This is a genomic window from Faecalibacterium sp. IP-3-29, assembly GCF_023347335.1.
Taxonomy (GTDB): Bacteria; Bacillota; Clostridia; order Oscillospirales; family Ruminococcaceae; genus Faecalibacterium; species Faecalibacterium duncaniae.
Genome location: NZ_CP094471.1, coordinates 2947135 through 2973876 on the forward strand (window position 1 = coordinate 2947135; position 26742 = coordinate 2973876).

General features: G+C 58.6%; 23 protein-coding genes and 1 tRNA gene. 8 read left to right on the forward strand and 16 right to left on the reverse strand.

Features of this window, described 5'->3' with window-relative positions:
- Positions 1 to 44: 44 nt before the first annotated feature.
- On the forward strand, positions 45 to 821 hold the full coding sequence (locus MTP40_RS14150) for a type III pantothenate kinase (RefSeq protein ID WP_097773115.1): 777 nt from the start codon (positions 45 to 47) through the stop codon (positions 819 to 821).
- 27 nt (positions 822 to 848) lie between these two features.
- Positions 849 to 2255, forward strand: coding sequence for a S41 family peptidase (locus tag MTP40_RS14155; protein ID WP_249259582.1), 1407 nt, complete (start codon positions 849 to 851; stop codon positions 2253 to 2255).
- 70 nt (positions 2256 to 2325) lie between these two features.
- On the opposite strand, the gene MTP40_RS14160 is transcribed toward MTP40_RS14155, so the two are convergent.
- Positions 2326 to 2399: transfer RNA gene (locus MTP40_RS14160), tRNA-Arg, on the reverse strand.
- Between the two features lie 234 nt (positions 2400 to 2633).
- Here MTP40_RS14160 and MTP40_RS14165 point away from each other — a divergent pair.
- The gene (locus tag MTP40_RS14165; RefSeq protein ID WP_156181969.1) at positions 2634 to 4001 is read left to right on the forward strand and encodes an MATE family efflux transporter; all 1368 of its coding nucleotides are present in this window, start codon (positions 2634 to 2636) and stop codon (positions 3999 to 4001) included.
- 48 nt (positions 4002 to 4049) lie between these two features.
- Here MTP40_RS14165 and MTP40_RS14170 read toward each other — a convergent pair whose 3' ends face one another.
- The 6 genes from MTP40_RS14170 to MTP40_RS14195 form a co-directional block, all read right to left on the reverse strand.
- Positions 4050 to 5075: an aldo/keto reductase gene (locus tag MTP40_RS14170; RefSeq protein WP_098924057.1), complete on the reverse strand. Its 1026-nt coding sequence runs from the start codon at positions 5073 to 5075 to the stop codon at positions 4050 to 4052.
- A 125-nt stretch (positions 5076 to 5200) separates the two neighbouring features.
- Positions 5201 to 6217, reverse strand: coding sequence for an ATPase P (locus MTP40_RS14175; RefSeq protein ID WP_249259583.1), 1017 nt, complete (start codon positions 6215 to 6217; stop codon positions 5201 to 5203).
- A gap of 159 nt (positions 6218 to 6376) precedes the next feature.
- Positions 6377 to 7882 carry a carbon starvation CstA family protein gene (locus MTP40_RS14180; protein ID WP_154277209.1) on the reverse strand — a complete coding sequence of 502 codons (1506 nt, stop codon included), beginning with the start codon at positions 7880 to 7882 and terminating at the stop codon, positions 6377 to 6379.
- A 411-nt stretch (positions 7883 to 8293) separates the two neighbouring features.
- Positions 8294 to 9799, reverse strand: coding sequence for a carbon starvation CstA family protein (locus MTP40_RS14185; protein WP_249259584.1), 1506 nt, complete (start codon positions 9797 to 9799; stop codon positions 8294 to 8296).
- A 72-nt stretch (positions 9800 to 9871) separates the two neighbouring features.
- Positions 9872 to 10036, reverse strand: coding sequence for a hypothetical protein (locus tag MTP40_RS14190; protein WP_249259585.1), 165 nt, complete (start codon positions 10034 to 10036; stop codon positions 9872 to 9874).
- Between the two features lie 64 nt (positions 10037 to 10100).
- A complete protein-coding gene (locus tag MTP40_RS14195) occupies positions 10101 to 11021 on the reverse strand; it encodes a LysR family transcriptional regulator (RefSeq protein WP_005929228.1) in 921 nt (306 codons plus the stop codon).
- A 336-nt stretch (positions 11022 to 11357) separates the two neighbouring features.
- On the opposite strand from MTP40_RS14195, the gene MTP40_RS14200 reads away from it, so the two are divergent.
- Positions 11358 to 11906, forward strand: a complete 549-nt coding sequence (locus MTP40_RS14200) for a histidine phosphatase family protein (protein WP_156059309.1) — start codon at positions 11358 to 11360, stop codon at positions 11904 to 11906.
- A 41-nt stretch (positions 11907 to 11947) separates the two neighbouring features.
- Here MTP40_RS14200 and MTP40_RS14205 read toward each other — a convergent pair whose 3' ends face one another.
- From MTP40_RS14205 to MTP40_RS14240, 8 genes are all read right to left on the reverse strand, one after another.
- Positions 11948 to 13300 carry an MATE family efflux transporter gene (locus MTP40_RS14205; RefSeq protein ID WP_156059283.1) on the reverse strand — a complete coding sequence of 451 codons (1353 nt, stop codon included), beginning with the start codon at positions 13298 to 13300 and terminating at the stop codon, positions 11948 to 11950.
- A 25-nt stretch (positions 13301 to 13325) separates the two neighbouring features.
- Positions 13326 to 13565: a hypothetical protein gene (locus MTP40_RS14210; RefSeq protein ID WP_005929223.1), complete on the reverse strand. Its 240-nt coding sequence runs from the start codon at positions 13563 to 13565 to the stop codon at positions 13326 to 13328.
- Positions 13558 to 16896: an ATP-binding protein gene (locus tag MTP40_RS14215; protein WP_249259586.1), complete on the reverse strand. Its 3339-nt coding sequence runs from the start codon at positions 16894 to 16896 to the stop codon at positions 13558 to 13560. Before MTP40_RS14215 ends, MTP40_RS14210 begins: the two co-directional genes overlap by 8 nt.
- Positions 16893 to 17498: a DUF4194 domain-containing protein gene (locus MTP40_RS14220; protein ID WP_249259587.1), complete on the reverse strand. Its 606-nt coding sequence runs from the start codon at positions 17496 to 17498 to the stop codon at positions 16893 to 16895. The genes MTP40_RS14215 and MTP40_RS14220 overlap by 4 nt, the downstream gene beginning before the upstream one ends.
- Positions 17482 to 18915 (reverse strand): Wadjet anti-phage system protein JetA family protein, encoded by a 1434-nt coding sequence (locus MTP40_RS14225; protein WP_117534272.1) that lies wholly within the window; start codon positions 18913 to 18915, stop codon positions 17482 to 17484. Before MTP40_RS14225 ends, MTP40_RS14220 begins: the two co-directional genes overlap by 17 nt.
- A 131-nt stretch (positions 18916 to 19046) precedes the next feature.
- Entirely contained in the window at positions 19047 to 19256 is a 210-nt protein-coding gene (locus MTP40_RS14230) for a BrnA antitoxin family protein (RefSeq protein ID WP_097769926.1), read from the reverse strand.
- Between the two features lie 149 nt (positions 19257 to 19405).
- Positions 19406 to 19930, reverse strand: coding sequence for a hypothetical protein (locus tag MTP40_RS14235; protein WP_249259588.1), 525 nt, complete (start codon positions 19928 to 19930; stop codon positions 19406 to 19408).
- A gap of 203 nt (positions 19931 to 20133) precedes the next feature.
- Positions 20134 to 20634 carry a hypothetical protein gene (locus tag MTP40_RS14240; RefSeq protein WP_035393267.1) on the reverse strand — a complete coding sequence of 167 codons (501 nt, stop codon included), beginning with the start codon at positions 20632 to 20634 and terminating at the stop codon, positions 20134 to 20136.
- Positions 20635 to 20947: 313 nt separating this feature from the next.
- On the opposite strand from MTP40_RS14240, the gene MTP40_RS14245 reads away from it, so the two are divergent.
- Positions 20948 to 21616: a hypothetical protein gene (locus tag MTP40_RS14245; RefSeq protein WP_249259589.1), complete on the forward strand. Its 669-nt coding sequence runs from the start codon at positions 20948 to 20950 to the stop codon at positions 21614 to 21616.
- A 72-nt stretch (positions 21617 to 21688) separates the two neighbouring features.
- Here MTP40_RS14245 and MTP40_RS14250 read toward each other — a convergent pair whose 3' ends face one another.
- Positions 21689 to 23344, reverse strand: coding sequence for a putative manganese-dependent inorganic diphosphatase (locus MTP40_RS14250; RefSeq protein WP_249259590.1), 1656 nt, complete (start codon positions 23342 to 23344; stop codon positions 21689 to 21691).
- A 194-nt stretch (positions 23345 to 23538) separates the two neighbouring features.
- On the opposite strand from MTP40_RS14250, the gene MTP40_RS14255 reads away from it, so the two are divergent.
- The 3 genes from MTP40_RS14255 (at position 23539) to MTP40_RS14265 (ending at position 26710) form a co-directional block, all read left to right on the forward strand.
- A complete protein-coding gene (locus tag MTP40_RS14255) occupies positions 23539 to 24336 on the forward strand; it encodes a hypothetical protein (protein ID WP_249259591.1) in 798 nt (265 codons plus the stop codon).
- 91 nt (positions 24337 to 24427) lie between these two features.
- Complete coding sequence (locus tag MTP40_RS14260) at positions 24428 to 25786, forward strand: MATE family efflux transporter (RefSeq protein WP_249259592.1); 1359 nt, start codon at positions 24428 to 24430, stop codon at positions 25784 to 25786.
- Between the two features lie 270 nt (positions 25787 to 26056).
- Positions 26057 to 26710, forward strand: coding sequence for a phosphatase PAP2 family protein (locus tag MTP40_RS14265; protein ID WP_249259593.1), 654 nt, complete (start codon positions 26057 to 26059; stop codon positions 26708 to 26710).
- Positions 26711 to 26742: the final 32 nt, after the last annotated feature.

Genomic DNA, 26742 nt, shown 5'->3' on the forward strand with positions numbered 1-26742 from the left:
GTTATATTATATAATTACATTATAGAGCGGAGGAGGCCCCAACCATGATCCTTACGGTCAACATCGGCAACACACACATCACGATTGCCGGCTACGAACACGACACCCTGCAGTTCAGCGGGCGGCTGCATTCCAGCCCGGCCGCAACGGTGGACGAATACGCCATGAACCTGCTGAATCTGCTCTCCTTATATCAGGTTGCCCCCGAGCGGATCGAGGGCGGCATTCTGGGCAGTGTGGTGCCCGCACTGACAGGCCGGGTATTGGGTGCACTGCGGATGTTCTGCTCTGCCCGCTTCCTGACCGTTGGCCCCGGCCTAAAAAGCGGCATCAAGCTGCGGCTGGACAATCCGGCCCAGCTGGGCGCAGAACTGCTGTGCGGTGCTGTGGCCGCGCTGGAGGAGGGACCCGGACCGCTGGCGGTCATCTCGGCAGATACCGCCATCTCCATCATGGCAGTCAACGGCAAACAGGAGCTGGTGGGCGGTGTCATCCTGCCTGGGCCACAGCTCTCCCTTTCCGCGCTGGTGCAAAAAACCGCCCAGCTGCCCCAGATCGACCTCTCCGCTCCAGCTTCCTCCTCGATCTTGGGCAAGAACACCTCTGCCTGCTTACAGAACGGTTTTGTGCTGGGCACCGCCGGGCTGCTGGACGGGCTGGCCGAGCGCTTTCAGGCAGAGCTTGGCCCGGATATCCGCTTTTATGCCACCGGCAACCTGCCCCGCACCATCCGGGAGGCCTGCCGCACGCCGATCGAATACCGGGAGTATCTGATCACGGACGGACTTTACCGCATCTGGCAGAAAAATCGGAAAGGGTAATATCAAAATCAAAAGGAGTCCTACACCATGAATTCCAAACTTGCATCTCTGCTCTGCTGTCTAATCATGCTCGTGAGCTTTTCCGGCTGTACCAAGGTCACACAGCTGGTGAAAGACGCGCAGCCAACCAAAGCGGAACTGCTCGCAGAAATCAACGAAGAGCATCGCCGTTATGAGGGCGGTTCCTCTGACCCAACTCCATACCTACGGCATTACGATGACCCCGCTGATGCCCAGAAATCAACCGATTATCTCACTGACACCTACAGCGAATACGATGCAGCCAAAGAATTAAATCCGGAAGAAGCCGAAGAAGATGTGAACTATCTCTTCGACGCATTCTATTATGATTTTGCCTTTTATGACTATTTTGGCGGACACGCTGTATTCGATCAGGCAAAGGCTGATACTCTGCAGGAAGTCCAAAGCAGGGACAGCCTGACCTGTGAAGATTTGCAGAAGATTCTGGTAAGTCATCTTACCTTTATCAAGGACGGTCACTTCAACATCAATCAGGACTATCCGTCGGAAAAAGACATTCCGTTTTTCTTCCGTCAGGTGATGTTTGTAAAAACGGATTCGGGCTATCAGAATGCCAATGGAAAAGTCGTTGCATCCGTGGACGATCATCCCGATCTGGATGAACTGTTCAAACGCTCCATTTCCAAAGAAGGATATCTTGTGTACTATCCTGTGCTACTGAAAGAAGCAAAATTTGATGGAACCGAGTGGGACAAGCATGTGTGCGACGAGCAATTGACCGTGCACTATGCCGATGGCAGTACGGATGTATTGACAGCAGACACTTGGAGCCAGTATTACAAAGATCTCCCCAAAGGGCAGAATACCGACTTGCGCCAGACTGACGGGATCCCGGTGTTCCAGTTCAACCATTTTGACCCGTCCTTCCTGGAGGAGACCAATGATGCAGCGGCACAGATGAGCAATGCGGAGATCTCCATGCTGGACCTGCGCTCCAATGTTGGCGGCTATGAAGAAGTTGCGCATCAGTGGTTCAACCGATACAGCCACCAACGGGTATTTGGCACTGGAGTTCGTTATTCCGTTCTTCCAGCTTCTCTTGTCGCTTCACCTTCCACCTCAAAAACGCCCCGCGCAAGCAATGACAACATTCTGATCCTTCTAAGCGGAAAGTGCTCTGCATCTTGTGCGGAGATCGCACTGGATCTTTCCTATAATTTAGACAATAGCCTGATTATTGGAGAGAACACAAATGGAAGTATGATCAGCAACAGCGGCCATATCGAATTGCCCAACAGCAAGTGTTCGGTGGATATGACTTTCTCCACGGTCTATCTGACCCCGGATGGCTCCGATTATTTTGAAGAACTTCGGGGATTCTTCCCGGATATCTGGGTTCCGGCCAAAGAAGCCGAAACGCTGGCGGCAAAACTTATGGAAAATCTAAAGTAAGGTCTGACCCTCCCGGCCACAAAGAAAAATCCCCGGCGCACTTTTGTGTACCGGGGATTTTATTAACACATGCGACCGGGAGGATTCGAACCTCTGGCCTTCCGGGTCGGAGCCGAACGCTCTATCCAGCTGAGCTACGATCGCACATTACTGGCAAACCAGTGTAATGTAGTATAGCACAGCCGGAGGCAAAAATCAAGCCGTCTGGCGGCTCTGTATCCGGATTCCGTGCCCGATCCCGCGCCAGCAAGACGCTGATACATTCTGTTCCTCCTTTTTGAAAGATTCATCTTGCAAAAGTGTGCGCATCTCTTATAATAGGTGTTGTGCCCCGGTATGCGCGGGCACGGTTTAGGACTGGAAAAGGAAAAAGAGAACATGAAATCTAGCACAAGATCCCTGACAGAAGGCCCTCTGGCAAAGCAGATCCTTCTGGTCAGCCTGCCGCTGGCATTATCCAATCTGCTGCAGGTCTTATTCAACATGTCGGACGTGGCCGTGGTGGGGCGGTTTGCGGGCTCCACAGCGCTGGGCGCGGTGGGCTCCACCAGCATCTTTGTCACGCTGTTCACCGGCTTTCTCATTGGCCTGGGCAACGGCATCAACGTGCTGGTGGCCCGCTTCTACGGAGCCAGACACCCGAACGATGTCCACGACACCGTCCACTCGGCCCTGATCGTCAGCCTGATCGCAGGCGTAATCCTGCTGGTTGTGGGCCTGCTGGGCTCCCCTGCCATGCTGCGGCTGCTGAACACCAAGGAGGACCTGCTGCCGGGTGCGATCCTCTACCTACGGGTGTATTTTCTGGGTATGCCGGCACTGGCTCTGTACAATTTCGGCAACGCCGTGTTCAGCGCCATCGGTGAGACCAAAAAGCCGCTGTACATCCTGAGCTTTGCCGGTGTGCTGAATATCCTTCTGAACCTGTTCTTTGTCATCGTCTGCAACCTGGACGTGGCAGGCGTGGCGCTGGCCAGTGCCATTTCTCAGTGTGTTTCTGCCGGGCTCATCCTCCACGCCCTGACCAGGGTGCAGGACTGCTACGCCCTCCATTTCAAGGAAGCAAAGCTCGATCCCGCCATGACCAAAAGCATTCTGGCGCTGGGCCTGCCTGCCGGGTTCCAGAACGCCATTTTCGCCATCGCCAACCTGTTCATCCAGGCCGGTGTCAACTCCTTTGATTCCCTCATGGTCAAGGGCAACAGCGCCGCCGCAAACGCTGATCCGCTCATCTACGACTGCATGGCCGCCTTCTACATGGCCTGTGCCAGCTTTATGAGCCAGAACTACGGCGCAGGCAAGCCCGACCGTGTCAAGAAAAGCTACTTCATCTCGCTGGCCTATTCCTTTGGCGTGGGTCTGGCGCTGGGCGGCGGCCTGTTCCTGTTCGGGCGGCAGTTCCTCGCCCTTTTCACCACCGAGAGCGCCGTCATCGATGCCGGTATGAAGCGTGTGGGTGTCATGGCGCTGGCCTACTGCACTTCGGCCTTTATGGACTGCACCATCGCTGCTTCCCGCGGTCTGGGCAAGACCGTGGTGCCCACTGTCATCGTCATCATGGGCTCCTGTGTGTTCCGGGTGATCTGGGTATACACCATCTTCGCCCACTTCCACACCATCCCCTCGCTCTACCTGCTCTACCCCTGCTCCTGGGCTCTGACCGCCATTGCGGAGATCCTCTATTTCATCCGCTGCTACAAGCAGGCCATGAAGATCTTCCGGGAGCCGATCCCCTCTTCGCTGTAAAACAAAAAGATGGATGTCGTGCGGCATCCATCTTTTTTGTTTTTTCTATTACACCTTGACTTCCCCGGCCAGGACCCGCTTGTAGTCCTCATAGTTGCGGGCCAGCAGGGCGGGCGTATCCAGCCCGTAGGGGCACTTGGCCTTGCACTGGTTGCAGTGCAGGCAGCCCTCGATCTTCTTCATTTTGGCCTGACCGGCAGGGCTCAGATGCTCTGCCGAAGGCGAGCGCCGGAGCAGCAGGCTCATGCGGGCGCAGTTGTTGATCTCGATGCCAGCCGGGCAGGGCATACAGTAACCGCAGCCACGGCAGAACTCACCGCACAGCTCCTCCCGGTCGTGGGCAATGACCGCAGACAGCTCTGCGTCCATCCGGGGCGGGTTATCAATGTAGGAGAGGAACTCGTCCAGTTCCTTTTCCCGCTGAACGCCCCAGATGGGCAGAACGCCCTCGAACTGCGCTTCAAAGGCATAGGCGGCGGCGCTGTTGGTAATGAGACCGCCGGACAGACCCTTCATGGCGATAAAGCCCATCTCGTGCTCTTTGCACAGCTGCACCAGCTCCAACTCCTGCTCACCGGAAATATAGCTGAACGGAAACTGCAGGGTCTCGTACAGGCCGCTCTCAATGGCTTCCTTGGCCACGGACAGGCGGTGGTTGGTGATGCCGATGTGTCGGATCATCCCCTTTTCCTTGGCCTCCAGCGCGGCTTCGTACAGGCCGGAGCCGTCGCCGGGCTTGGGACAGAAGGACGGGTTGTGGAACTGGTAGATGTCCACATAGTCGGTGCGCAGATTGTTCAGGGAGGTGTGCAGGTCCTTCCAGAACTCCTCCGCGTTCTGGGCAGCGGTCTTGGTGGCGATGTAGACCTCGGAGCGGATGCCGTCAAAGGCTTCGCCCAGCTTCACCTCGCTGTCGGTGTAAGCGCGGGCGGTATCAAAGAAGCGGATGCCCGCCTTGTAAGCCTTGCGGGCCAGAAAGACCGCGTCCTCCTGGGAAATGCGCTGGATGGGCAGGGCACCAAAGCCGTTTTTGTTCACGGTGATGCCGGTGCGCCCCAATGTGACCATATCCATAGGGAACCTCCTGCTTTTTCAAAAATACTCTCTGTGCTCATTATAAGGCGAAGCGCCCCACAACGCAAGAAAAACCCTCTCCATCAAAGCGTGGCAGTGCACAGCGATGACAGAGAGGGTCAGTTTTACTGATAGTCGTGGTTCAGGAACAGCGCTTTGATGGCGACGATCTCGTCGTACTCCTCCTGCTCCACCTGCACATCCGCATTGACAGCCTGCAGGCGGGCCTTGACGGCATCCAGTGCCTCGGCGGCGGTCACGGCCTGACCTTCCTCCACGGCATCGATCATCCGCTTGAGGACGATCGGGTGGGCGTAACAGCTGGGCACCGGGAAGCTGCCGTTGGGGTAGTGCTTCACATACTCCGCCATGGCGGCATCGGCCTGATCGGCCCGCTTCATAATGGCGCTGTTGTTATTGTGCGCCGTGGGCAGCATGTTGTAGCTGGAAAAGAGGAAGATGGCTGCAAAGCCGAACAGTGCAAAGTACACGCCGTAGCTGCCGGTGTGGGTGAACACCGCGTACAGGCCGTAGGCCGCGGCGGCAGTGCCGAACAGGAAGATGGCAAGGGCCACATAGCGGTAGACCGGCTTGCTCTTGAGCTGGGCGCGCTTGCGGCGCTGGGCAGCACTGAGCTCATTGGAAAGCTCAGGCTTTGCGTCCAGATACTCCTTTGCCCTGCGCAGGATCGTCACGGTGTGTTTGGCATCGTCAGACAGCTCCGGCAGCTTGCGGGCGGCCTTTTCCTCAGCCTTTTTCTGCAGCGCCTGTTCCCCGGCGGCACTCAGCAGCCGGATCTGGGGCTGCTGCTTTGCCAGCAGCTCCAGCAAGGCATCCACGTCCCGCTCGTCCTTGAAGTTGCACTGCTTCTGTTTGCCGCCGTCGTACTCCACCACAAGGTAGGCCATGGAGGCAAACATTCCCTTGCCGGTAAAGCCGCCCGCACTCATGGCCACCCGCTTGAACACACGGGTGATGCTGGTGTAGGGCAGGTAGTAGCGGCGGTCGATGTAAAAGCTGTTCAGATACAGGGCTTTTTTGCCCACGCCGCAGGGGCCGATCTTTTTGCAGGCCTTCCGGTCGGCCTCCAGTTCGGCAGAGTCGAGCCTGGCAAGGCCCAATTGTGCAGGTTTGAAGAGCATAACGTTCATCCCTCTTTTGCGTTTTTGTTTGTACCCATTTTCCCACTCCGGCAATGAAAATGCAAGACCCAGCCCGCACTCTTAGCCAAAAACAGGAAACCGGCCGCTGAGCTGACAGCGGCCGGTTTGTTTTACTGAGAAATTGCCGCTATGAATGGGTTATGCGGCTTTCTTCTCGGTGTTCTTCTTGGTTGCATAGATGAACAGTGCCAGCATGGCAATTGCGAAGACGATACCGATGGGATATGCAACTGCGGTGTTGTAAGCCACCAGCTTGCCGTCTGCATAGGTGTTGATCATCTTGCCCAGGCACTCAGGAGCCAGCACGAAGTAGGTGCAGGACACAGCGCTCATAAAGGTAGCGGGCACTGCGGTGATCCAGTAGTTCTTCTTCTCCTTGAACAGGTACATAGAAGCAGCCCACAGGACGATCATAGCCAGCGTCTGGTTGGTCCAGCTGAAGTAGCGCCAGATGACGGTGTAGTTGATGAAGCCCAGTGCATTGCCGATGCCCAGGAATGCACCCACGCCCAGAACGGGAACGCAGAGCTTCAGGCGGTTTGCATAGCTGTCCTGATCGATCTTGAGCCAGTCGGACAAGGTCAGACGAGCGGAACGGAAGGCGGTATCACCGGAGGTGATGGGGCAGATAACGACACCGATCATAGCCAGTGCCACGCCAACCTTACCCATGGTCTTGAGGCAGACGTCGTAGATAGCGGCAGACTGACCGGCAGCCAGAGCCTCGGCCAGACCGACCATCTTGCCGTCGGTGATGGTGTACAGTGCGCAGCCGGCAGCGGCCCAGATCAGAGCGATAACGCCCTCACTGACCATTGCACCGTAGAATACGAAGTGGCCCTGCTTCTCACTCTTCATGCAGCGAGCCATCAGAGGCGACTGGGTGGAGTGGAAGCCGGAGATAGCACCACAGGCAACGGTGATGAACATGAAGCTCCAGATGGGGGTGTTGGAGGGGTGCATATTGCTGAAGTTTGCCCAGATCTCGGGGATGGTGTAGGCGGGGTTGGTGAAAATACCAAAGATAACGCCCACTGCCATGATGATCAGGCAGATGCCGAACAGGGGGTAGATCTTACCGATGATGGCATCGATGGAAATAAAGGTTGCGATGAAGTAGTAGGCCAGAATGATGATCAGCCAGAACAAGGTGGTGGTCAGCAGACCGGACATACCGCCGTTCTTGCACAGGGTCACGATCAAGCCTGCGGGACCCACTGCGAACACGGTACCGACCATGATCAGCAGCACCACAGAGAACACACGCATGATGTTCTGCATCACGGGGCCCAGATAGCGGCCGGTGACCTCAGCGATGGAAGCGCCGTCGTTGCGCTCGCTCATCATGCCGGAGAAGTAGTCATGCACGCCGCCGGCAAAGATGGTGCCGAAGGTGATCCACAGGAACACCACGGGGCCCCACAGAGCACCCTGCAGTGCACCAAAGATGGGTCCCAGACCTGCGATGTTCAGCAGCTGGACGAGGAACAGCTTCCACTGGGGCATCACAACGTAGTCAACGCCATCGTTGATGCGCACAGCAGGAGTTTCGCGGTCGTCCGGTCCGAACGTATTGTCAACGATCTTGCCATAGACAAAGTAGCCGATGATCAGGAGCGCCAGACAGAGTAAGAAACTAATCATACCAGAAACCTCCTTTTATCGTCCGTGCCCGGAGCCCCATTCTGCCCCGTCACGGCCATTCCTTGGCCCTATGTTAACACAATCTTCATAAGTCTGGTAATATCCTTCCAGAATGGCCCTTATATCAAAAACTATATAAGTCAGCCGTTCCCGGGAATCCCGGCAAATATTTTTTAACGTATCCTCGGCAAAACTTCTTTGCAGAAATCGTTTCAGCGGGTGTTTTTCCGTTTTCAGTGCACCCTGCCAAACTTTTTGGCATATTTTTGTGCATCTTGTCTGCATTCCTGTTCTTTTTGCCGCAATTCGTTGTTTCTCTGCACAAGCAAAAGCCGCCTGCCGGACGGCCCGGCAGGCGGCTTTTGCGGTTGTGAATGGGTATCGAGAAGGTTGAAGAGGGGAAAATGTCAATTATGCAGTCTTTTTCACTGTCTGCTTTTTGGTCGCATAGAGGAACAGCGCCAGCATGGCGATCGCAAAGAGGATGCCCACCGGGTAAGCAACTGCGGTGTTATAGACGATAGCGCCCTCAGCAGTCTTATGGTTCAGCAGGCCGCCCAGGCACTCGGGAGCCAGCACGAAGTAGGTAGCAGACACAGCGCTCATAAAGGTAGCGGGCACTGCGGTGATCCAGTAGTTCTTCTTCTCCTTGAACAGGTACATGGAAGCGGCCCACAGAACGATCATGGCCAGCGTCTGGTTGGTCCAGCTGAAGTAGCGCCAGATCACGGTGTAGTTGATGAAGCCCAGTGCATTGCCGATGCCCAGGAAAGCGCCCACGCCCAGCACGGGAACGCAGAGCTTCAGGCGGTTGCCGTAGCTGTCCTGATCGATCTTGAACCAGTCGGCCAGGGTCAGGCGGGCAGAACGGAAGGCGGTATCGCCGGAGGTGATGGGGCAGACGACCACGCCGATCATGGCCAGCGCGATGCCCACGCCGCCCATGGTCTTGGAGCAGACATCATAGATGGCCTTGGACTGACCCATTGCCAGTGCCTGGGCCAGACCGGTGTTCAGGCCATCTGTGACCTCGTACAGAGAGCAGCCTGCAGCGGCCCAGATCAGGGCAATGACACCCTCGCAGACCATGGCACCGTAGAACACGAAGTGACCCTGCTTCTCACTCTTCATGCAGCGGGCCATCAGAGGCGACTGGGTGGAGTGGAAGCCGGAGATCGCGCCGCAGGCAACCGTGATGAACATGAAACTCCAGATGGGCGTGCCCGACGGGTGCATGCTGCCGAAGTGATCCCAGATCTCAGGGATGGTATAGGCAGGGTTGGTGAAGATGCCAAAGATGACACCGATGGCCATGATGATGAGGCAGATGCCGAACACGGGGTAGATCTTGCCGATGACCGCATCGATGGAGATAAAGGTCGCGATGAAGTAGTAGGTCAGAATGATGACCAGCCAGAACAGCAGCGAGGTCATCACGCCGGATGCGCCGCTCTGGCTGCACAGCTCAACGATCAGACCGGCAGGGCCGACGGCGAACACGGTGCCCACCATGATCAGCAGCACAACAGAGAACACACGCATCACATTCTGCATCACGGGGCCTAAGTATTTGCCGGTGATCTCTGCGATGGAAGCACCGTCGTTGCGCTCACTCATCATGCCGGAGAAGTAGTCATGCACACCACCGGCAAAGATGGTGCCGAAGGTGATCCACAGGAACACCACGGGGCCCCACAGAGCGCCCTGCATGGCACCAAAGATGGGGCCAAGGCCCGCAATGTTCAGCAGCTGGACGAGGAACAGCTTCCACTGGGGCATCACGACATAGTCCACGCCGTCGTTGATGCGCACAGCAGGCGTTTCACGGTCGTCCGGGCCGAAGGTATTGTCCACGATCTTGCCATAGACGAAGTATCCGCCCACCAGGATCGCAAGACAGAGCAGGAAACTAATCATACCAGAAACCTCCTTTTTGCCCCTGCCGGCCGCGGCCCCATTCTGCCGCATACCCGGGGCTCTTTTCTAGCCTCATGGTAGCACACTTTTTTCCAGCGGAGAAATATCTTTCCGGCATGGGGCCATATCGTTTCCGATATAGCTGCAAAGAATTTTTGCCGCTTTTCCGTTTATTTTTTGACCATTTATCAGCAAAAATAAAACCGGGCGCTTATTTTCGCCCGGTTTTTTATCCATTTATTGGTTTTTTTGTCAATTCCAAAGGAAGCAACCTTTGCCGTGCCTTAGCCGGAAAGCCCCTTTATTTCACGGTGGAAGCCGCTTCCTTGTGGAGCAGATCCACAAAGGCCTGCTCCTCGGGGCGCAGGCGGCCCTTGTCCGGGTAGACCAGCACATCCCGCATCTGCTGGCGCTGGGCCGGGCACTTCTTCAGCACCAGATGGTACTGCTCCAGTGCCCTGCGGGGCATGGGCGATGCCCACATGTAGGCCGTGGGCAGCCGCTGCAGGATCGAGAACTGGCTGCACCGCTCATACACATGGATGCGGCGCTCCGGGTTGACATGCCAGCGCACACCGTCGCCGCCCTCCTCGCCGGGCAGCTGGAAATCATCGTGGAGGATCTCCATATACTTGTCCAGCTCAGACAGGTCGCGGATCGCCTTCCGGGCCAGCGGGCCGTCCCGGTTGGTCAGCAGACTGTATTCAAAATCCATAATGGGTTCCATTTTCAGGCCCCGCCGGGCGCAGTAATGGGTATAGTGCTCGTCATCCTCCACGGCGTACCGCAGCAGAGCCAGATGATACCCCTGCCGCAGGACATGATCCAGTGCCTCCATAGAGCCGCCCTCCCGGATGTGGATGTGGAGCCGCTCAATGGATGCTGCCTGCTCCAGATAATCCACCGCCGCATAGGAGGCATAGGTGGCGTGGGGGATCATTACCCGCAGTTCGGCGCAGCGCTCCTGCTCCTCCTGCACGCTCCGGTCCAGCCGGTCCACCTCCCGCAGCACCCGCTCGGCCTGCTCGATGAAATGCCGCCCCTGCTCCGTGGGGATCATGCCGGTGGATGACCGCTCAAAAATGCGGAGATGGTATTCTTCTTCCAGATTTTTCAGCGCCTTGCTCACGTTGGGCTGAGCGGCATACAGCCGCTTTGCCGCCGCACTCACAGATCCGCATTCCATGATGGCGACGAGATACCGCAGTTCTGTAATGTTCAACTTTTTCTCTCCTTTTGGCGTTTTTATCCCTTGCGCCTAGTTTATCAGGCGGCACACGGGGCTGTCAAGCGTTGACGGGGCCCCGCTGCCGTTTTATAATGTAAGAAACAATCTGCCCGAAAGAGGTCGAAGAGGATGGAAGAAAAAAACTACCGCGTTCTGCGCATTGAGGAGCAGCTTTATGGCTGCGAGGAGCTGCCCGAGGGCCAGCCCGTGCTCTGTGATGTCCTGCTGGAGGCTGCCGACGGCACGCAGCGGGTTCTCCCCTACCCGGATGCCGAGCTGACCCGGCTGGACATCAACGAGGGCAGCACCGTCACCCTGCGGGATCACAGGCTGGCCAAGGCGGCGCACAAGGTCTATTTCACCCGCCACGGCGAGACCGTGTGGAACGTGGAAAACAAGATCTGCGGCATGACTGACAGCCCACTGACCGAAAAGGGCCGCGCCCAGGCCCGGGAGCTGGGCGAAAAGCTCCGGACCAGCGGTCTCCGCATCGATGAGATCCTGTACTCTCCCCTGTCCCGCGCCGCCGACACTGCCCGGGCCATTGCAGAGGCCACCGGCATTCCTGCCCGGTGTGAGCCCCGGCTCCGGGAGCAGTGCTTTGGCCGCTACGAGGGCACGCCCCGGGACGGCGAGGAGTTCCGCATCTCCAAGACCCACTTTGCCGACCGCTACTCCGGCGGCGAGAGCATGATGCAGCTGGCCCAGCGCATCTACAACCTGCTGGACGAGCTCCGGGCCGACACCGACAAGACCTACCTGCTGGTGGCCCACAACGGCATTGCCCGGGTGGTGCAGTCCTATTTTTACGATATGACCAACGAGGAGTACGCGGCGGCAGGCATCAAAAACTGCGAGTTCGTGGAGTTTACATTCTGAACAAAGAAAGGACCCGCCGAGGGTCCTTTCTTTGTTTGCGGTTATTCTGCCTTGCGGTAATGGAACTGCTGGTCTCTGGTGATGAACAGGCCGATGCTGACCAGCAGAGCGGCCAGCTCGGCGGCAGTCACGGCCAGCCAGATGCCATCGATGCCCAGCAGGAGCGGCAGCAGCAGAACCGCCGCCACCTGGAACAGCAGGGTGCGCAGGAACGAGATGAGCGCACTGGTCACGCCATCGCCCAGGGCCGTGAAGAAGGAGGACGCATAGACGTTGAAGCCCATGATGAGGAAGCTCAGGCCATAGAGCCGGAAGGCCCGGGTGGTCAGAATGAGCAGGTTTTCATCATAGCCCACAAAGAAACGGGCCACATGGGGGATGATGAACATGGAGCCGATGGTCATTACCACCGCAACCACACCGATGAGCTTCAGGCTCTTGCGGTAGAGGTTGTTGACCTCTTTGCGGTTATTGGCACCATAGTGGTAGCTGACGATGGGCGCGCTGCCCACGGCGTAGCCCACAAACACTGCCACGAACAGGAAGGACGCGTACATGATCACACCATAGGCGGCCACGCCATCCTCGCCCGCAAAGCGGAGCAGCTGATAGTTGTACAGGATGTTCACCAGCGACATGGAAAGGTTGGTCATCAGCTCAGAGGAGCCGTTCACACAGGCTTTCAGCAGCACACCGCCCTCAAACTGCGGGCGGCAGAGGTGGAGCAGGCTGGTGTTTTTCCGGTTGAGGAAGTAGAACACCGGCAGCAGGCCGCCCACCACCTGGCTGAGCATGGTGGCAATGGCGGCACCCTCCACGCTCCAGTGCAGGATGCCCACCAGCAGCACGTCCAGCACCATGTTGGTGCAGCCCGCGCCCACCGTGAAGTAAAAGCCCAGATGCGGCTTTTCGGCGGTGACAAAAAAGCTCTGGAACATATTCTGCAGGATAAAGGTGGGCAGGCTGAGCATCAGCACCCGGCCATAGCGCAGGGCGTAGTCCAGCATCTCGCCTTCTGCACCCAGCATCAGGGCCACCGGCCGGAGCAGCAGCATCCCCAGCACGGACAGCACGATGCCGGCGATCAGCGCCGTTGACATAAACAGGCTGAAATAGCGGTCGGCACGGGCTTTATCGCCCTCACCCAGCGTGATGCCCACAATGGCGCTGCCGCCGGTGCCCAGCATGAAGCCCACTGTGCCCACCAGCATGGGCACGGGCATGATGAGATTGACTGCCGCAAAGGCCGTTTTGCCCACAAAATTCGAGACACACAGGCCGTCCACAATGCCGTAAATGGAGGTGAACAGCATGGTGCCGATGCAGGGCAGCACAAAACGGATCAGCCGTGAATAATCAAAGTGATCCGAAAGTTGGATTTTCTGTTTTGACATGGATTCTCCTTTTTGCCGGGGTGGATCACATCATCCCGCCGGGCCGCCAGCCGGTGCAGTAGCGGGCGTAATCGCGGTCGGCCTGTTTGACGTAAAGGAGGAACTGTTCCCTGCCTTCCTTGTCCGTGACCTGACGGACTTTGGTGGGCAGGCTCTGGCGCTGGAGCAGCTCCAGTTCATCGTTGAGCTCTTCCTCGGTATCAAAAGCATCCAGCTTGGTCCAGTGGGTGGCAAAGAGCCAGATGTTTGCAAGGGTGTTATTCATATTCAGTCTCCTTTTCCGGGGCATCGGCAAGGGTGCCGGCCCGGTAGAACGGCGCAATGGCGTTGGCATCGCCGTGGCGCACGATGGAATAGGTAATGTCGCAGTAGGGCTGGATGGCCGTGCTCTTTTCCACGGTGGAGATGAGCAGAACCTGCAGCTGCAGGCGGCGGAACAGCTCCATCATGGGGCGGATGCGGTCACTGGTCATCTTGCTGAAGGCCTCGTCCAGCAGGACAAGGCGGATGCTGTTCTCGCTCTTCTGATAGATCTGCAGCAGGCTGGCGCAGATGGCCACATAGAAGGGAGCCTGATTCTCGCCGCCGGAGGAATCGCGGCTGACGCGGGAAAGATAGGCCTGCTGGCCCGAGACGGTGTTGGTCACCTTGATGTCATAGTCCAGATAGGTGCGGTAGTCCACATAATCCGAGAGGGTGGCACCGGAGGTGGTGCGGCCCTCCTGCCGGGCCCGGGTGTTCTCGTCCACATCGGCCATGATCTTTTCCATCAGCGCGTCCACCTGCCGCTCGTAGACGGGGTCGGCGGTGGCGGCAAGGTTGTCCAGCGAGTCGCCATCGGTCATCTGCTGGTTGCCCTTGTCCACAATGACCTGATAGAAGGCGGCCAGCTGGGGGTCACGGCTGGGTTCCAGCTCAAAGCGGTAGACTTCCTCGCCGTAGGTCAGCTGCTCCATCACCTTGTTCAGCTCCCGGAACTGGCGGCGGGCGTTGAAAATATCATCCTTCATCCGGAAGAGGATATCCTTGCGGAAGCGGTCCTTGCAGTCCCGCTGTGCCTGCTCCAGCCGGGCGGCGTAGCGTTCCAGATCAATGCGGACAAGGCTGTCGTGCTGGGCGCGGTACTGCTCCACCCCGGCCAGACCCAGCGGATAATCGCAGACGTAGTGCTCGTTGTAATCCCTCTGGGCAGGTTCCAGCGTGGAAGTGAGATAAGCCCGCAGGGCATCGTCCAGCCTGGTCTGTGCCTTTTCGGCAGTCTGCGCGGCGGCACGGGCCGTGCGCCCGCCCGTCATCAGGCCCTTTTTGCGTTCCTGTGCCAGAGGCTCCAGCAGCGGGTGCTGTGCAAAGAATGCCTCTGCCGCCTCCCGGCTCTGTGCGGCGGTCTCCACCGCCTTGCTCTGTTCCGCCTCGCAGGATGCGATCTGCTTTTCGCAGACGCGGATATCGCCGCCCACCTGCTCCACGGCCTTGCGGGCAGCCTCCCATGCGGCTTCCCGGGCTTCTTCCTCGCGGTAGAGCTGCTGCAGCATGGGGTTCTCGCGGCAGTCCGCCAGCTTCTGCTCCTGCGCGGCGTAGTCGGCACGGGCGGCATCCAGCGCGGCCCGGCTGGCCCAGAGTTCGGCCAGCTGTTCCAGCGCATGGCCCCGCAGGACGTTCTGGTACTGGTCGTAGGCAGATTTCAGGGTCTTTTCGGTCTGGGCGGCTTCGCGGCAGCGGTCGGCCTGGGCGGCAAGCTGTGCTTCCAGCGCTTCGGCACGCTCCCTGCGGGCATCCAGGCCGATATAGCGCTGAGGCCTGCGCAGGCGTTCCAGCCGGAAGGGGTGGTGGCGCAGCAGGTCCCGGGTGGCGCTGTCGGGGAAATGTTCCAGCGTATCGGGGGTGTCGCAGCAGACGATGCGGCGCAGGATGGTGTCCGCATACTGGGCAGCCAGCGGGTTTTCGCTGGTGACCTGGGCGGCAAGGCTGTCGGCGGGGGCCGTCTCCGCATGGCGGTCCGCCTTGCGGATGCCTGGGGTATCCAACAGGCTGATGGGCCCCACCCGGTCGCCCAGCGCCACAAAGGCGCTCTTGGCGGCGGCATAATGGGCAGGCGGCACAAGGATATCGAACCGGCGGTCACCCAGGCAGGCTTCCACACAGTCCTGCCAGCTCTCGTCGGCCACGGTCAGCAGCTCACAGAAGATCTTTGCATCCGCTGTCATGCCGCGGCTTTTCAGCTCGGCGTTCACGGCATCCCGCACTTTGGTGGCGGCATCGCCGTGGGGGTAGACCCACTTGCCGCCGGACACGGCGTTCAGCTCGGCCCGCAGGCCCTCCTGCTCTTTTGCCAGATCCGCCGAAGCCTGCCGGGCAGCGAAATACTGCTCCTCCAGCGGTTTTTCGATGCAGGCCAGCGCCTCGGTCAGGGCGGGGAGATGTTCCGCTGTCAGGCGCTGGGGCCAGAGCTCCTTCTCCACCGCAAAGCCGCTGCGGTTCAGCTGAGTCAGCAGGCCGGTGATGGTATCCGCAGTTGCTTCCAGACTATTCCTTGTCCGGGCCGCTGCATCCAGCGCGCTCTTTTTCCGGGCCAGCTCCTCGGTCAGGGCATCCAGCGCCCGGCCCGCGCCGCTGTCACCGGCCGCACCGTGGGCCGCCAGATAGGCCCGGCGGGCTTCGGCTTCGGCGTTCTTGGCGGCCTCGTATTTTGCGTTCAGGTCGGCCAGCTGGCGGCGGCCTGCATCCAGATGGCTCTGCCAGGAGGTATCCTCACCGGCATCCGCTTCGGCGCGGGCCAGCAGGGCCGCGCCCTGGTTGACAAGGGCATCCGTCTCTTTGGCAGCGGCTTCCCGGCCATACGCCACGATCTGTTCCAGTGCGGCGGCACGGGTCTGGGCCTCGGCCAGAACGGCGTGGAGGTTTTCCAGCTCCACCCGGTCGCCCTGCAGCGCTTCCAGATCCAGCTCAGGCTGGGGCAGGATGTACTGGTACAGGAACTCCCGGAAGTTGGGGATCTCGTCCATGCTGGTGCCCATCTGGAACACTTCGTTGAACTTTTTGCCCAGCGGGCTGGAGGCGCGGCCAATGCCCAGGGCACGGCAGATGCGGTCCCGGGCCTCGCTGGGGCTGCGGGTGTAGGACAGGCGGCCCACGGCGGGCTTGAAGTCCTCCTTGGCGCTGGGGGCACCGGTGCGTGGATCAAGGAAGGGCAGCTTTTCCAGCGTGATGCCGTCCTCGGAGATGTACCAGGTCTGGTCGCCGGGGTGAAGCTCCTGCATGGGGCCCTCGGATTCCACCCGGACAGCGATGACAAAGTTTGTCCGCTTGACGGTATCCCAGAACTCGGCACCGATATACGCCACCGTGCGGCCCGGGCGGCGGTAGGCGTTCTCACCGCGCTGCTTGGCGTGGACAGAGCCCTGCAGGGTGCGGCCGCTCTTTTTATTGCCCAGGGCATTGAAATTGCGGTTGGTGGTCAGGCAGTAGCGGATGGCATCCAGAATGGTGGTCTTGCCCACCGCGTTGACACCGATCATATAGGTCAGACGGGCACAATCGAAGGTGACATTTTCAAAGTTGTGCCAGTTGATGAGCTTCAGGCGCTTTAATTCGATCATTCTTCTTCCTCCCCGCTGGCATCTCCGTCAGGCCGCTCGTAGAGGGCCAGCTCTTCCCGGGTGCGGCTGCTCTCGGCGGCGGCATCGGCAAGGTCTGCGTCCGGCAGAGCCAGCAGCACAGTGGGGAACACCTCGATGCGGCTGTCCAGACCGGTCAGCCGCCCCACCGGGCGGGCCAGATTATACCTGCGCAGGGTGCGCATCAGCTCCTCCAGCGTGCGCTGGTCCAGCCGCCGGGGCAGGTTCATCTTCTGCAGCTCTGTCTGCACCTCTTCCACCGTGACCAGCACCTGATCGGCGCTGGTGGCAAGGCTCTCCCGCTTTTGCAGGTAGAGCAGGCGGAGCACCAGCAGCAGGATGCTCTCGTATTTCAGCAGCCGTGCCTGGCTGCCCTCATGCTCGTTGACCAGCGCCGCCGCCTGCAGCGGAGCCGGGTAAAGCGTTACCGCATAGCCCAGCGGCGCGAACACGGCCCGCACCTCGGGCAGATGATCCTGCACATAGAGGTATTTTGCCCGCTGATCCTCCACGCCGCCCAGCACAAAGCAGTGGTTGAGCAGATAGTTTGCGGTCTCTTCCAGCATTTTATTCGGTTCGGCCATGGTCAGCGTCCTCCCTGCGGGGTGTCAGAATAAACTCTTCAAACCGGAAGCCGCCCCGTTCGACCCAGTTTCCGGTAAGGGTGATATCGTAAGCCCGGCGCGGCGACTGCGAGTAGGTGTGCAGGCCGATGATGCGGGCAAAATCGCGGGGGTATTCCTCCGCCAGTGTGGAAGCGGCCACCGCACTGCGGGCGGCAAGGGCCTGTTTTGCCAGCAGGCCCACGTTTTCCTCAGTCACGGCCATCCGGGCGTAATCCAGCAGCAGCTGCTGTTCTTTGCGCAGCTGCTCCGCATCCAGCCCGGCCTGCCGCACCGGGGCCAGCGGCGTTTCGCTGCGGGGCGCGGCAGGCGGGTAGAGGGGCTTTGCCCCGAACACCGCCGCCGGGTAGAGGTGCAGGCGCTTTGCCACCGGGCCGTCATCCGGCGCGAACAGCTGATCGGGCGTTTTGATCTCCTCGGCATAGCGGCGGAGCAGGGCGGTGACACTGCCCTGCGAAGAGCGGTCGCTCAGCAGCAGGAACTGGGCCCGCTGCACGGCCCGCTTGCGGTAGCGGATGTGGCTCTGGTCGATCTGGCGCATCAGGGTGCTCATCTCTTCCAGCGAATCCCGCAGTTTCTGGATGAGGGCACGCACGGCAGGGGCGGCCTCGCCGGGGGCACAGCGCTCCACCCGGGCGTAATCCAGCGCCAGCCGGGGCAGGTGCTCTGCCTCGCAGTCGTCCAGCTCCTCTTCCAGATAAGCGCGGTAATTGAACAGGTTATCGCTGGTCTTGAAGCGGTGGTAAGCGGCGGCCACCACCTTTTCCTCGTACTGGTCGAAGAGTTCCAGCACCTCCTGCGGGGTGCGGTTGCGGGTGAGCCGGTCGATATAATGCCCGATGGATGCGTTCAGCGCCCGCAGGGACTTGTTCAGTGCTTCCAGATCGGAGGCCACCTCCCGCAGAACATTCTCATAGGGGCTCTTTTCCTCCCCGATGTTCTGCAGCAGCTGCCAGGCCTTGTACAGCTTGCCGGTGTAGGTGACAACGCGCGGGTTCAGGATCTCTTCCAGCGCTTCCAGCAGAGGAGCCACCTCAGGCACAAAGGCAAGGGCAGGCTCTTCCTCATAGCTGCCGGGCTGCTCTTCCAGCCAGCCGGTGCGGCGCAGGCGGAGCAGAAAGCCCAGCGCAAGGGTATGGGGATCCCGGGTGGGCTGTTCGGCTTCATCGCCCGCGTCATCGGCATCCAGTGCCAGCGGCTTTGCCAGTGCCGCAAAGTAATCCTCGGCCCGGCTCACCGCTTCTGCCCGGGAGATGGAGTAATCCGCCGTGTGGCGGCACTCCTCCCACAGCAGGAGCAGCAGCTCCGCATAAAACGCCCGGTTGGGCCCCGCCAGCGGGCGGAACAGCCGCGGGCTGACCAGTTCAAACAGCTGCATCCAAAGGTTCCTTTCTTTCGACAAAATCTATCTTTTATTGTACCACATCACAGCCTTTTTTGCATCTTTTATGGGAAAGTTGCAAACAAAAAGCCCGTCCGGAGCAAAACCGGACGAGCCTGTTTTTCTTCTCACTGCCACGACAGAGACAAATGACGGTTATTGGCAACGCAGTCTTTCAAGTACAAATTGATCAGGGTCTGGTAAGGGATACCCACCACTTCGGCCTGCTCCTTGAAGTAATCAATGGTATTGCTGTCAATGTTAATGGTGATCTGTTTTTTCAGCGCCTTGGCGTAGGGATTCTTTCTTGCATTGCTGAAATCGTACTCTTTGAGCATAACACAGACCTCACTTTCTATATCTACATTATAATTATATTATAATTATAAATCAAGTGCTCCAGACGCAAAAAGCCCCGGAGGGCGGCAGGGGTTCCGCGCTCCGGGGTATGCTCAAGAAAATTTTGCTTGTATTCTAATCGTTACAATCAGGCGTTAAAGTTTGCCTTTACAGTCATTCTGTATGCAACGCCAACATAGGTCTTGCCATTCTTCACGATGCTTGCAGCGCCGACAGCTTCCGGCTTCTGAGAGGAAATCTTATTCACGTTGTTTGCATTTGCCTGGCTCAACAGTTCCTCAGTCACTTCGATGGCCTTATACTTGGTCTTGTCAGCATTGATACCCTGAGCAATGACATACACAGTGAAGGTGCCAGTGCCGTCCTTGTTATCAACAACATCGCAAGGCAGGCCATAAATCTTAGACTTGTTCAGAGAAGCAATATCGATTTCGCCGTTCTCATCAATCTGGTTCAGCATTGCACCAACTTTATTCTTCAGGTCTGCGTCATTCTGATAGGTAGTATCGTAAGCCTTATTGAAGCTTTCGATCATCAGGTTTTCTGCACGCTGGCCCAAAGACTGCGGTGCCTCCTCGCCGCAAGCGGTCAGCATCACCAGAGCCAGCACGCTGGCCAGCAGGATTGCAACAAGACGTTTCATTTTTTTCATAAAACAATTCCTCCATAATAAAATTCAGGCCCCTGTATAACCCCAAATCATACAGTGCGTCTAGGTTCATTTTAGCTCCCCCCCCCCCCTATGTCAATTCGCAGACTAGCTAAAATTTTCATTTCTTTTTTGTGCAAATAAAAAAGCCCCGGAGGGCGGCCTTTCAGCCACGCTCCGGGGAAAAATCATATAATTTGTTTTGCTCAGGCATTTGTATCAATAGCCACCGAGATAGCCATGTAGGTCTGACCATTCACAGCTTTGACAACAACGCCAACCTGTGTCCATTTCGTGCTCTGTGCAATATTCACGTTTCCAAGATTGCCGCCTTCGGCAATTTTCTGAACGAACTTATTCAGCTTTGTGCCATCATAGTCAAATGTCGTCACAAATGTAGCTGCACACTTACCATCTTTGGGGCCATCAATTTTGAACCAAACCTTAGACGAATAGCCAAACAGATTCAGCGAGAAGTTCAAATCTCCATTTGCTGCCTCATCAATACTTTGGCTTGCAATCGCTCTGCACTGTGCGTTGTTTTCCAGTTTCTTTCCCTCTGGGCGATTTGCATTGATTGCACTCATTACCTGATTTTCCGCCTGAGCCTCGGGGCTCTGGGCGGTATCGCCGCCGCAGGCGGTGAACAGAACAAGTACCATGGTCGCCGCCAGAATCAAAGCGGCCAGTTTTTTCAGCATTTTCATGTCGGGACCTCCAGTCGTTTTGTTGTGTTTTTCATAATATGCAGGGTGCCTTTCCATTTTGAAACAGGGCCCCCTCTGGCTTTATTTTATCCAACGACTGTCGCTTTTGTCAATTGCCAGCTTCACCAAACATTTTCTCCTGCTTTTGTTATTTTTTCCAGAACGAATTTTCGCAAAGATCCTTTGCCATGCCCGGGGTAAAAACCGGAAAATATTTCCGGCGTTTACACAATTCTACCACGATTTGGTGCTAAACTTAAGGCAATGGGAACCGCCGGGTGCTGTTCCTGAACAAGGAAAAGGAGTTTGCCCCATGCAGCATGGTTCCCTGCGCGCTCCGGTGCGCGTTTTCATGGCAGCAGTTCTGCTGTGCCTGACCTTTCTGGCCGCGCCAAAGGCTGCGGCGGCACAATTGCAGGATGTGAACGGCATCACGCTGCTGTCCTTCGACAGCCAGCAGATCGTCTCCATCGGCAACCAGACCTCGGGCCGGTGCAGCTGGTACGCCCTGCGCTACGCCCGCACCATTCTGGATGGCAAGCCCTGCTCAGGCAGCGGGATGTGGTCGAACGGCGCGGTATGGTCTGCCGCCGGGTACTACGCTTACAGCGGCTCCCTTTCCGCCTGCCTTTCCCGCCTGTATGAAGAGCTGCAGGCCGGGCGGCCCGTCATTGTACATCTGAAAAACACCGCTGTCAGCGGCGTGTCCAAGCACACCAACCGCGTGACAAGCTATGAATACCACCTCTCTGGCTCCGGCTGGAAAGAGGTCAATTACCCCCACATCGCCACCAGCAGCACCTACGGACACTGGGTGTGCGTGGTGGGCATCTCCCCCACGGCAGACCCCGAAAACCTGCGGGAGAGCGATTTCTATGCGCTGGACCCCGCGCGGGTCAGCGTGAACGGCACACTGGCCGTAACAAAGCTTTTGGATGGCACCATCTGGACTGATAACTCTCCCTTAAAAGTCGCAGCCTGACGCTCCCTTACAAAACACAACAGCCCCCGGAACATGCAGGGTTCCGGGGGCTTCGTGTTTTGTATCGGGGGGTTACAGCTCCTGATAGGCGCTCATCATGGCGGGGATGAACTGCTTTTTGCGGCTGACCACGCCGGGCAGCGTCCAGCTGCCGTCGGCGGCGGGCCGGCTCTCAAAGCCGTTGCTCAACACCTCGGCGGCGTAGCGGCCGGTGCAGATGACCACGCTCTCCTCCTTAGGCACATCGGTCAGCAGCATGTAGAGGTCCTCCACGTTCTGCTTGTTGCGGGCTTCCTCCAGATAGGGCTGGAGCAGCGCCTGGGCGGCCTGCAGGTTTTTGCGGGTCATGTAGCTGCCCTGCGCCACGCCAAAGCGGATATCGCCGCACATGAACACCTTGAAGTCCTGCAAAAAGACCTCTTCGGGGGTCTTGCCGTCCAGTTTTTCACCGGCCTCGAACATTTCGGTGGAAAACTCTTCGATGTCCACACCTGCGATCTTGGCCAGACGTTTGGCGTTGTTTTCATCCACGGGGGTGCAGGTGGGGCTGCGGAAGGCCAGCGTATCCGAAAGGATGGCCGCCAGCAGCAGGCCCGCGATCTGGGGCGGGATGTCCACACCGTTTTCATCGTACATCTGGGTGATGATGGTGGCGGTGCAGCCCACGGGCTGGTTGCGGAAGTAGACCGGCCCGCTGGTCTCCAGACTGCCGATGCGGTGGTGGTCAATGATCTCCAGGATCTCGGCCTGATCAAAGCCCTCCACGGCCTGGGTGGCCTCGTTGTGGTCCACCAGAATGATGCGCCGCTTGCGCAGGGCAATGACGTTGCGGCGGCTGACCATGCCGCAGTATTTGCCGTCCTCATCGAGGATGGGGAAATAGCGGTGGCGCACCTTTGCCATCACCCGCAGCACATCGGCCACGGGGGTGACGAGGGTGAATTTGAGGATGTTGTCCCGGGTCATATAATAGGAGATGGGGGCGCACTGGCTGATGAGCTTGCCCGCCGCGTAGGTATCCACGGGGGTGGTCATAATGGCAACGCCGGTCTCATCGGCAATGCGCTGGATGGTGCGGCCCACCTTGGCCCCATTGCAGATGATGAGCAGGGAGGCTTCCTTTTCAATGGCGCAGAGCTGGCTTTCGTACCGGTTGCTCAGAATGACGATATCCCCCTTTTCCACGCTGCTTTCCAGCATCTCGGGGGTGGCGGTGCCGATCTTGATGTGGCCGGTGGTGCAGACCGCGTCGGCATTGCCCACCACCATGGTGCCGTTCAGCGTTTCAAGGATATTCTTATAAGAGGTACGGCTCTTGGCCAGCACCGCGGTATCGAACACGTCCATGTTGGCGGTGGCAAGATCCTTCACGGTGATGATGCCCTCCAGCTCGTTGTCCGCGCTGGTGATGGACAGGGTGTCGATCTGCTGGTCACGCATGATCTTCCATGCGCGGCGCAGGCTGGTGGAGCCCGGGATGCCCGGCATCTCGCGGTAATCCACGTCCCGGATCTTGGGGTTCACGTCGGTGCACATCCGGGGCGGCGTGACACCGAATTTTTTCAGGACGAACTCGGTCTCCTGATTCATTTTACCGGCACGGCGCGGCTCGCAGACCAGCGTGCTGGTGCGGTTTTTGAGCTCCGCATAGGCAATGGCGGAGCAGATGGAATCGGTATCGGGGTTGCGGTGCCCGATGACCACGACCTTGTGTGCTTCTTTTGGCATAGGTTGTTCCCCTTTCTGGGTCAGATTCATTTACCTTCCGATCGGCCCCATGCCCCAAACCACCGGGCACGGCTGCCAGTTCCATTTTAACACAACCGGCCCCGGGGGTAAAGGCGGCAGATATCTTTTTCTTGACAGCGCCCCAAAAATCGTCTATCCTTGACCTGAATTTTTTTCTCTTTGGAGGTCACCCCATGAAAAAGCTGTTCCGCGCCCTTTCCCTCTGCCTGACGCTGGCCCTGTGCGTGTCCGGCAGCACCGCCGCGCTGGCCGAGGCTCCCGCCGCCACGCCCGCCCCCCAGGACGAACGTGTCATCACCGATGTAAGCCCCCTTGAGGATCAGATCCGCAACATCGTCGGCTTTACCACCAGCACCGGCGGCCCCTATGATTTTGAGCAGGCCGACCATAAATCTGCCGTGCAGGCCTACGGTGCAGAACCCGCCGAGGGTGCCGTGGCCCTGCTGCGCATCTACGCCCGGGCCGAGGACCGGGGCGATGCCTCCATCAATTCCAGCGGCCACTCCTTCCTCTCAGTGCGGAACGTTTCGGACCACGACATCGAGGTGGGCGGCCTGTGGATCGCGCCCGACACCGAGATGACCTTCAGCCCCCGCGGCAACCGCTGGGAGCACACCGGTATCTGGTACAATCTGGAGGGCTACTACAAGCGCTATCTGGCCGATTCCTACTACCAGAACATCTATGCTGTCCAGACCTCGCTGGATCAGGGCCAGCTGGACGTGGTCAACCGCAACCTTGCCAAATCTGACCACTGGTCGGCCTACTTCAACTGCGCCGCCTTTACCGAGAGCATGTGGAACGCGGTCTGCGCCGACACCCTTTCCGCCGGGCAACCCTACACCCCGGAGAACCTGCGGAACGACATTCTGGCCAAGTACGGCGATCTGGCCGCATACAACCCCCAGATCCCCTACGACTACATTGTTTATTACGGCACCAGCCTGACCCCCAGCAAGGAGTTTGCCTGATTTTCAGGTTTGTTGGATACAACATCTTGATTTTCACGTCATTCCGCGCTATCATGGGTGTGTTTGAATCCACGCGCCAAGGGAGGACACCATGACAGACGCATCGACCACATCAAGACCGCTGTTCAACCGTCAACAGCTCATTTCACTTTTCCTGCCGCTGGTGGCAGAGCAGGCCCTCAGCATCTCCATCGGTCTGGCGGACACCCTGATGGTCTCCTCGGTGGGCGAAGCCGCCGTTTCGGGCGTGAGCCTGGTGGACTCCTTCAACGTGCTGATGATCCAGCTGCTCAGCGCACTGGCCACCGGCGGCGCGGTGGTCGCCAGCCAGTACATCGGCCACCGGGAGCCCAAACGGGCCAAGGCCAGCGCCGCCCAGATCATGTTCATTATGATCTCGCTCAGCGTGGTCACCGCTGTCATCGTGGCGGTAGGGCGGCACGCCATCCTGCGGGGCATCTTCGGCTCCATTGACGCGGATGTAATGCGCTACGCTGAGACCTATTTTCTGCTCTCGGCTCTGAGCTATCCCTTTATTGGCGTGTACAACGCCGGTGCGGCCCTGTTCCGCGCCCAGGGCAACAGCAAGATCAGTATGCTTTCCAGCCTGGTGATGAACGTGGTGAACATTGGCGGCAACGCCATCCTGATCTACAGGTTCGGCATGGGCGTGATGGGTGCGGCCACTGCCAGCCTCGTGAGCCGGATGATCGCCTGCTTCACCGTGATGTTCCTGCTGCAGAAGCCGGACTGTGCGCTGCGCATCGACCACCTCACCGACCTGAAGCCCGACCTCGACCTCATCAAGCGCATCCTGAAAGTCGGCATTCCTGCCGGCATCGAGAACGGCATGTTCCAGATCGGCAAGCTGTCGGTCTCCAGCCTGACCAGCACGCTGGGCACCGCCGCCATTGCCGCAAACGCCGTGGCAGGCAACATCTCCAGCTTCCTGAACGTGCCCGCCTCCGCCGTGGGCATCGGCGCGCTGACCGTTGTGGGCCAGTGTCTGGGTGCCGGGGAAAAGGTGCAGGCCAAGCGCTATTCCCGCCTGCTGCTCCTGACCGCCTACGCCGGGGACTGGGTGATGAATCTTTCCGGCCTGTTCTTCCTGAACAAGCTGGCACTCTCCTGGTTCAACCTCTCGCCGGAGGCCTACGGCATGGCACTGGAACTGATGGTCTGGTTCAACGTTGTATCGCTGATCCTGTGGCCCTCCAGCTTCACCCTGCCCAACATCCTGCGCGCCGCCGGAGATGCCGCCTTTACCATGACGGTCAGCGTCATCTCCATGTGGGTGTTCCGGGTGGCCTTCTGCTACCTGATGGTGCTCAAGTTCCACTGCGGCCTGCTGTTCATCTGGATGGGCATGTTCCTGGACTGGGCCATGCGCTCGCTGTTCTTCTGCGTCCGCTTTGTCCGCGGCAGGTGGATGGAACAAAAGGTGATCTGAGTTTCCGTATATCCGGCCCTCTCCGCCATTGCAGTTTTGGCGGGGAGGGCCTTTTTTGTGCAGGAAATCCGCATCCTGTCTCGTATCAATAGGCAGAAGCTTCTCTCCCCTGCATCCGCTTCCCCAAAGCATACCAAATTCCGCGCGGATGTGTTCACGATTTTGTCAGCTTTTTGTCTTGTTTTCTTCGTCTTTGCGCGGTATAATCATACGCTGCAAAGAACTTTAGGCGGGGCTGCGGCCCCCATTCCAGAAAAGGAAGTGTGTTCCATGCGCAACTGGTTTTCCCGCCATCCCGTTTCGTTCATGGCGTTTTATCTCCTGTTTTACCTTTCGGCGTTCCATTGGCTCGAAGTCCATATTGCCGTGCCCGATGTTCTGGTGCACTGCCATCTGGACGACCTGATCCCCTTTTGCAAATATGCCATCGTGCCCTACTTTGCGTGGTTTTTGTGGATCCCGTTCACCCTGTTCTACCTGCTGTGGAAAGCGCCCCGGGCCGACTTCTGGCGGCTCTGCCTGCCCCTGTTTGCGGGCATGACCATTGCGCTGGCCTGCTATGTCATCCTGCCCACCGGGCTTGACCTGCGGCCCTACCGGGTGTACGGCAGCGACCTCTTTGCTCAGGCCGTGCGGATGCTCTATGCCACCGACACGCCCCTCAACGTCTGCCCCTCCATCCATGTGTTCAACTCGGTCACCCTGATGATGGCCTACTACCGCAGCCGCATTTTTGAAACGCCGGGCCGCCGCTGGATGCGGCCTGCTTCGGTCGTGCTCTGCGTCTCCATCATCGCGTCCACGGTCCTGCTCAAGCAGCACAGCTGCATTGATGTATTGCTGGGCATCCTGCTGGCCATGGCGCTGGATACGGCCATGACCGCACTGGAACGCAGCGACGCAAGAGCCTTGCAGCGGCTGTGAATCCACATAGAAAAAACGCCTCTGTCGGCCGA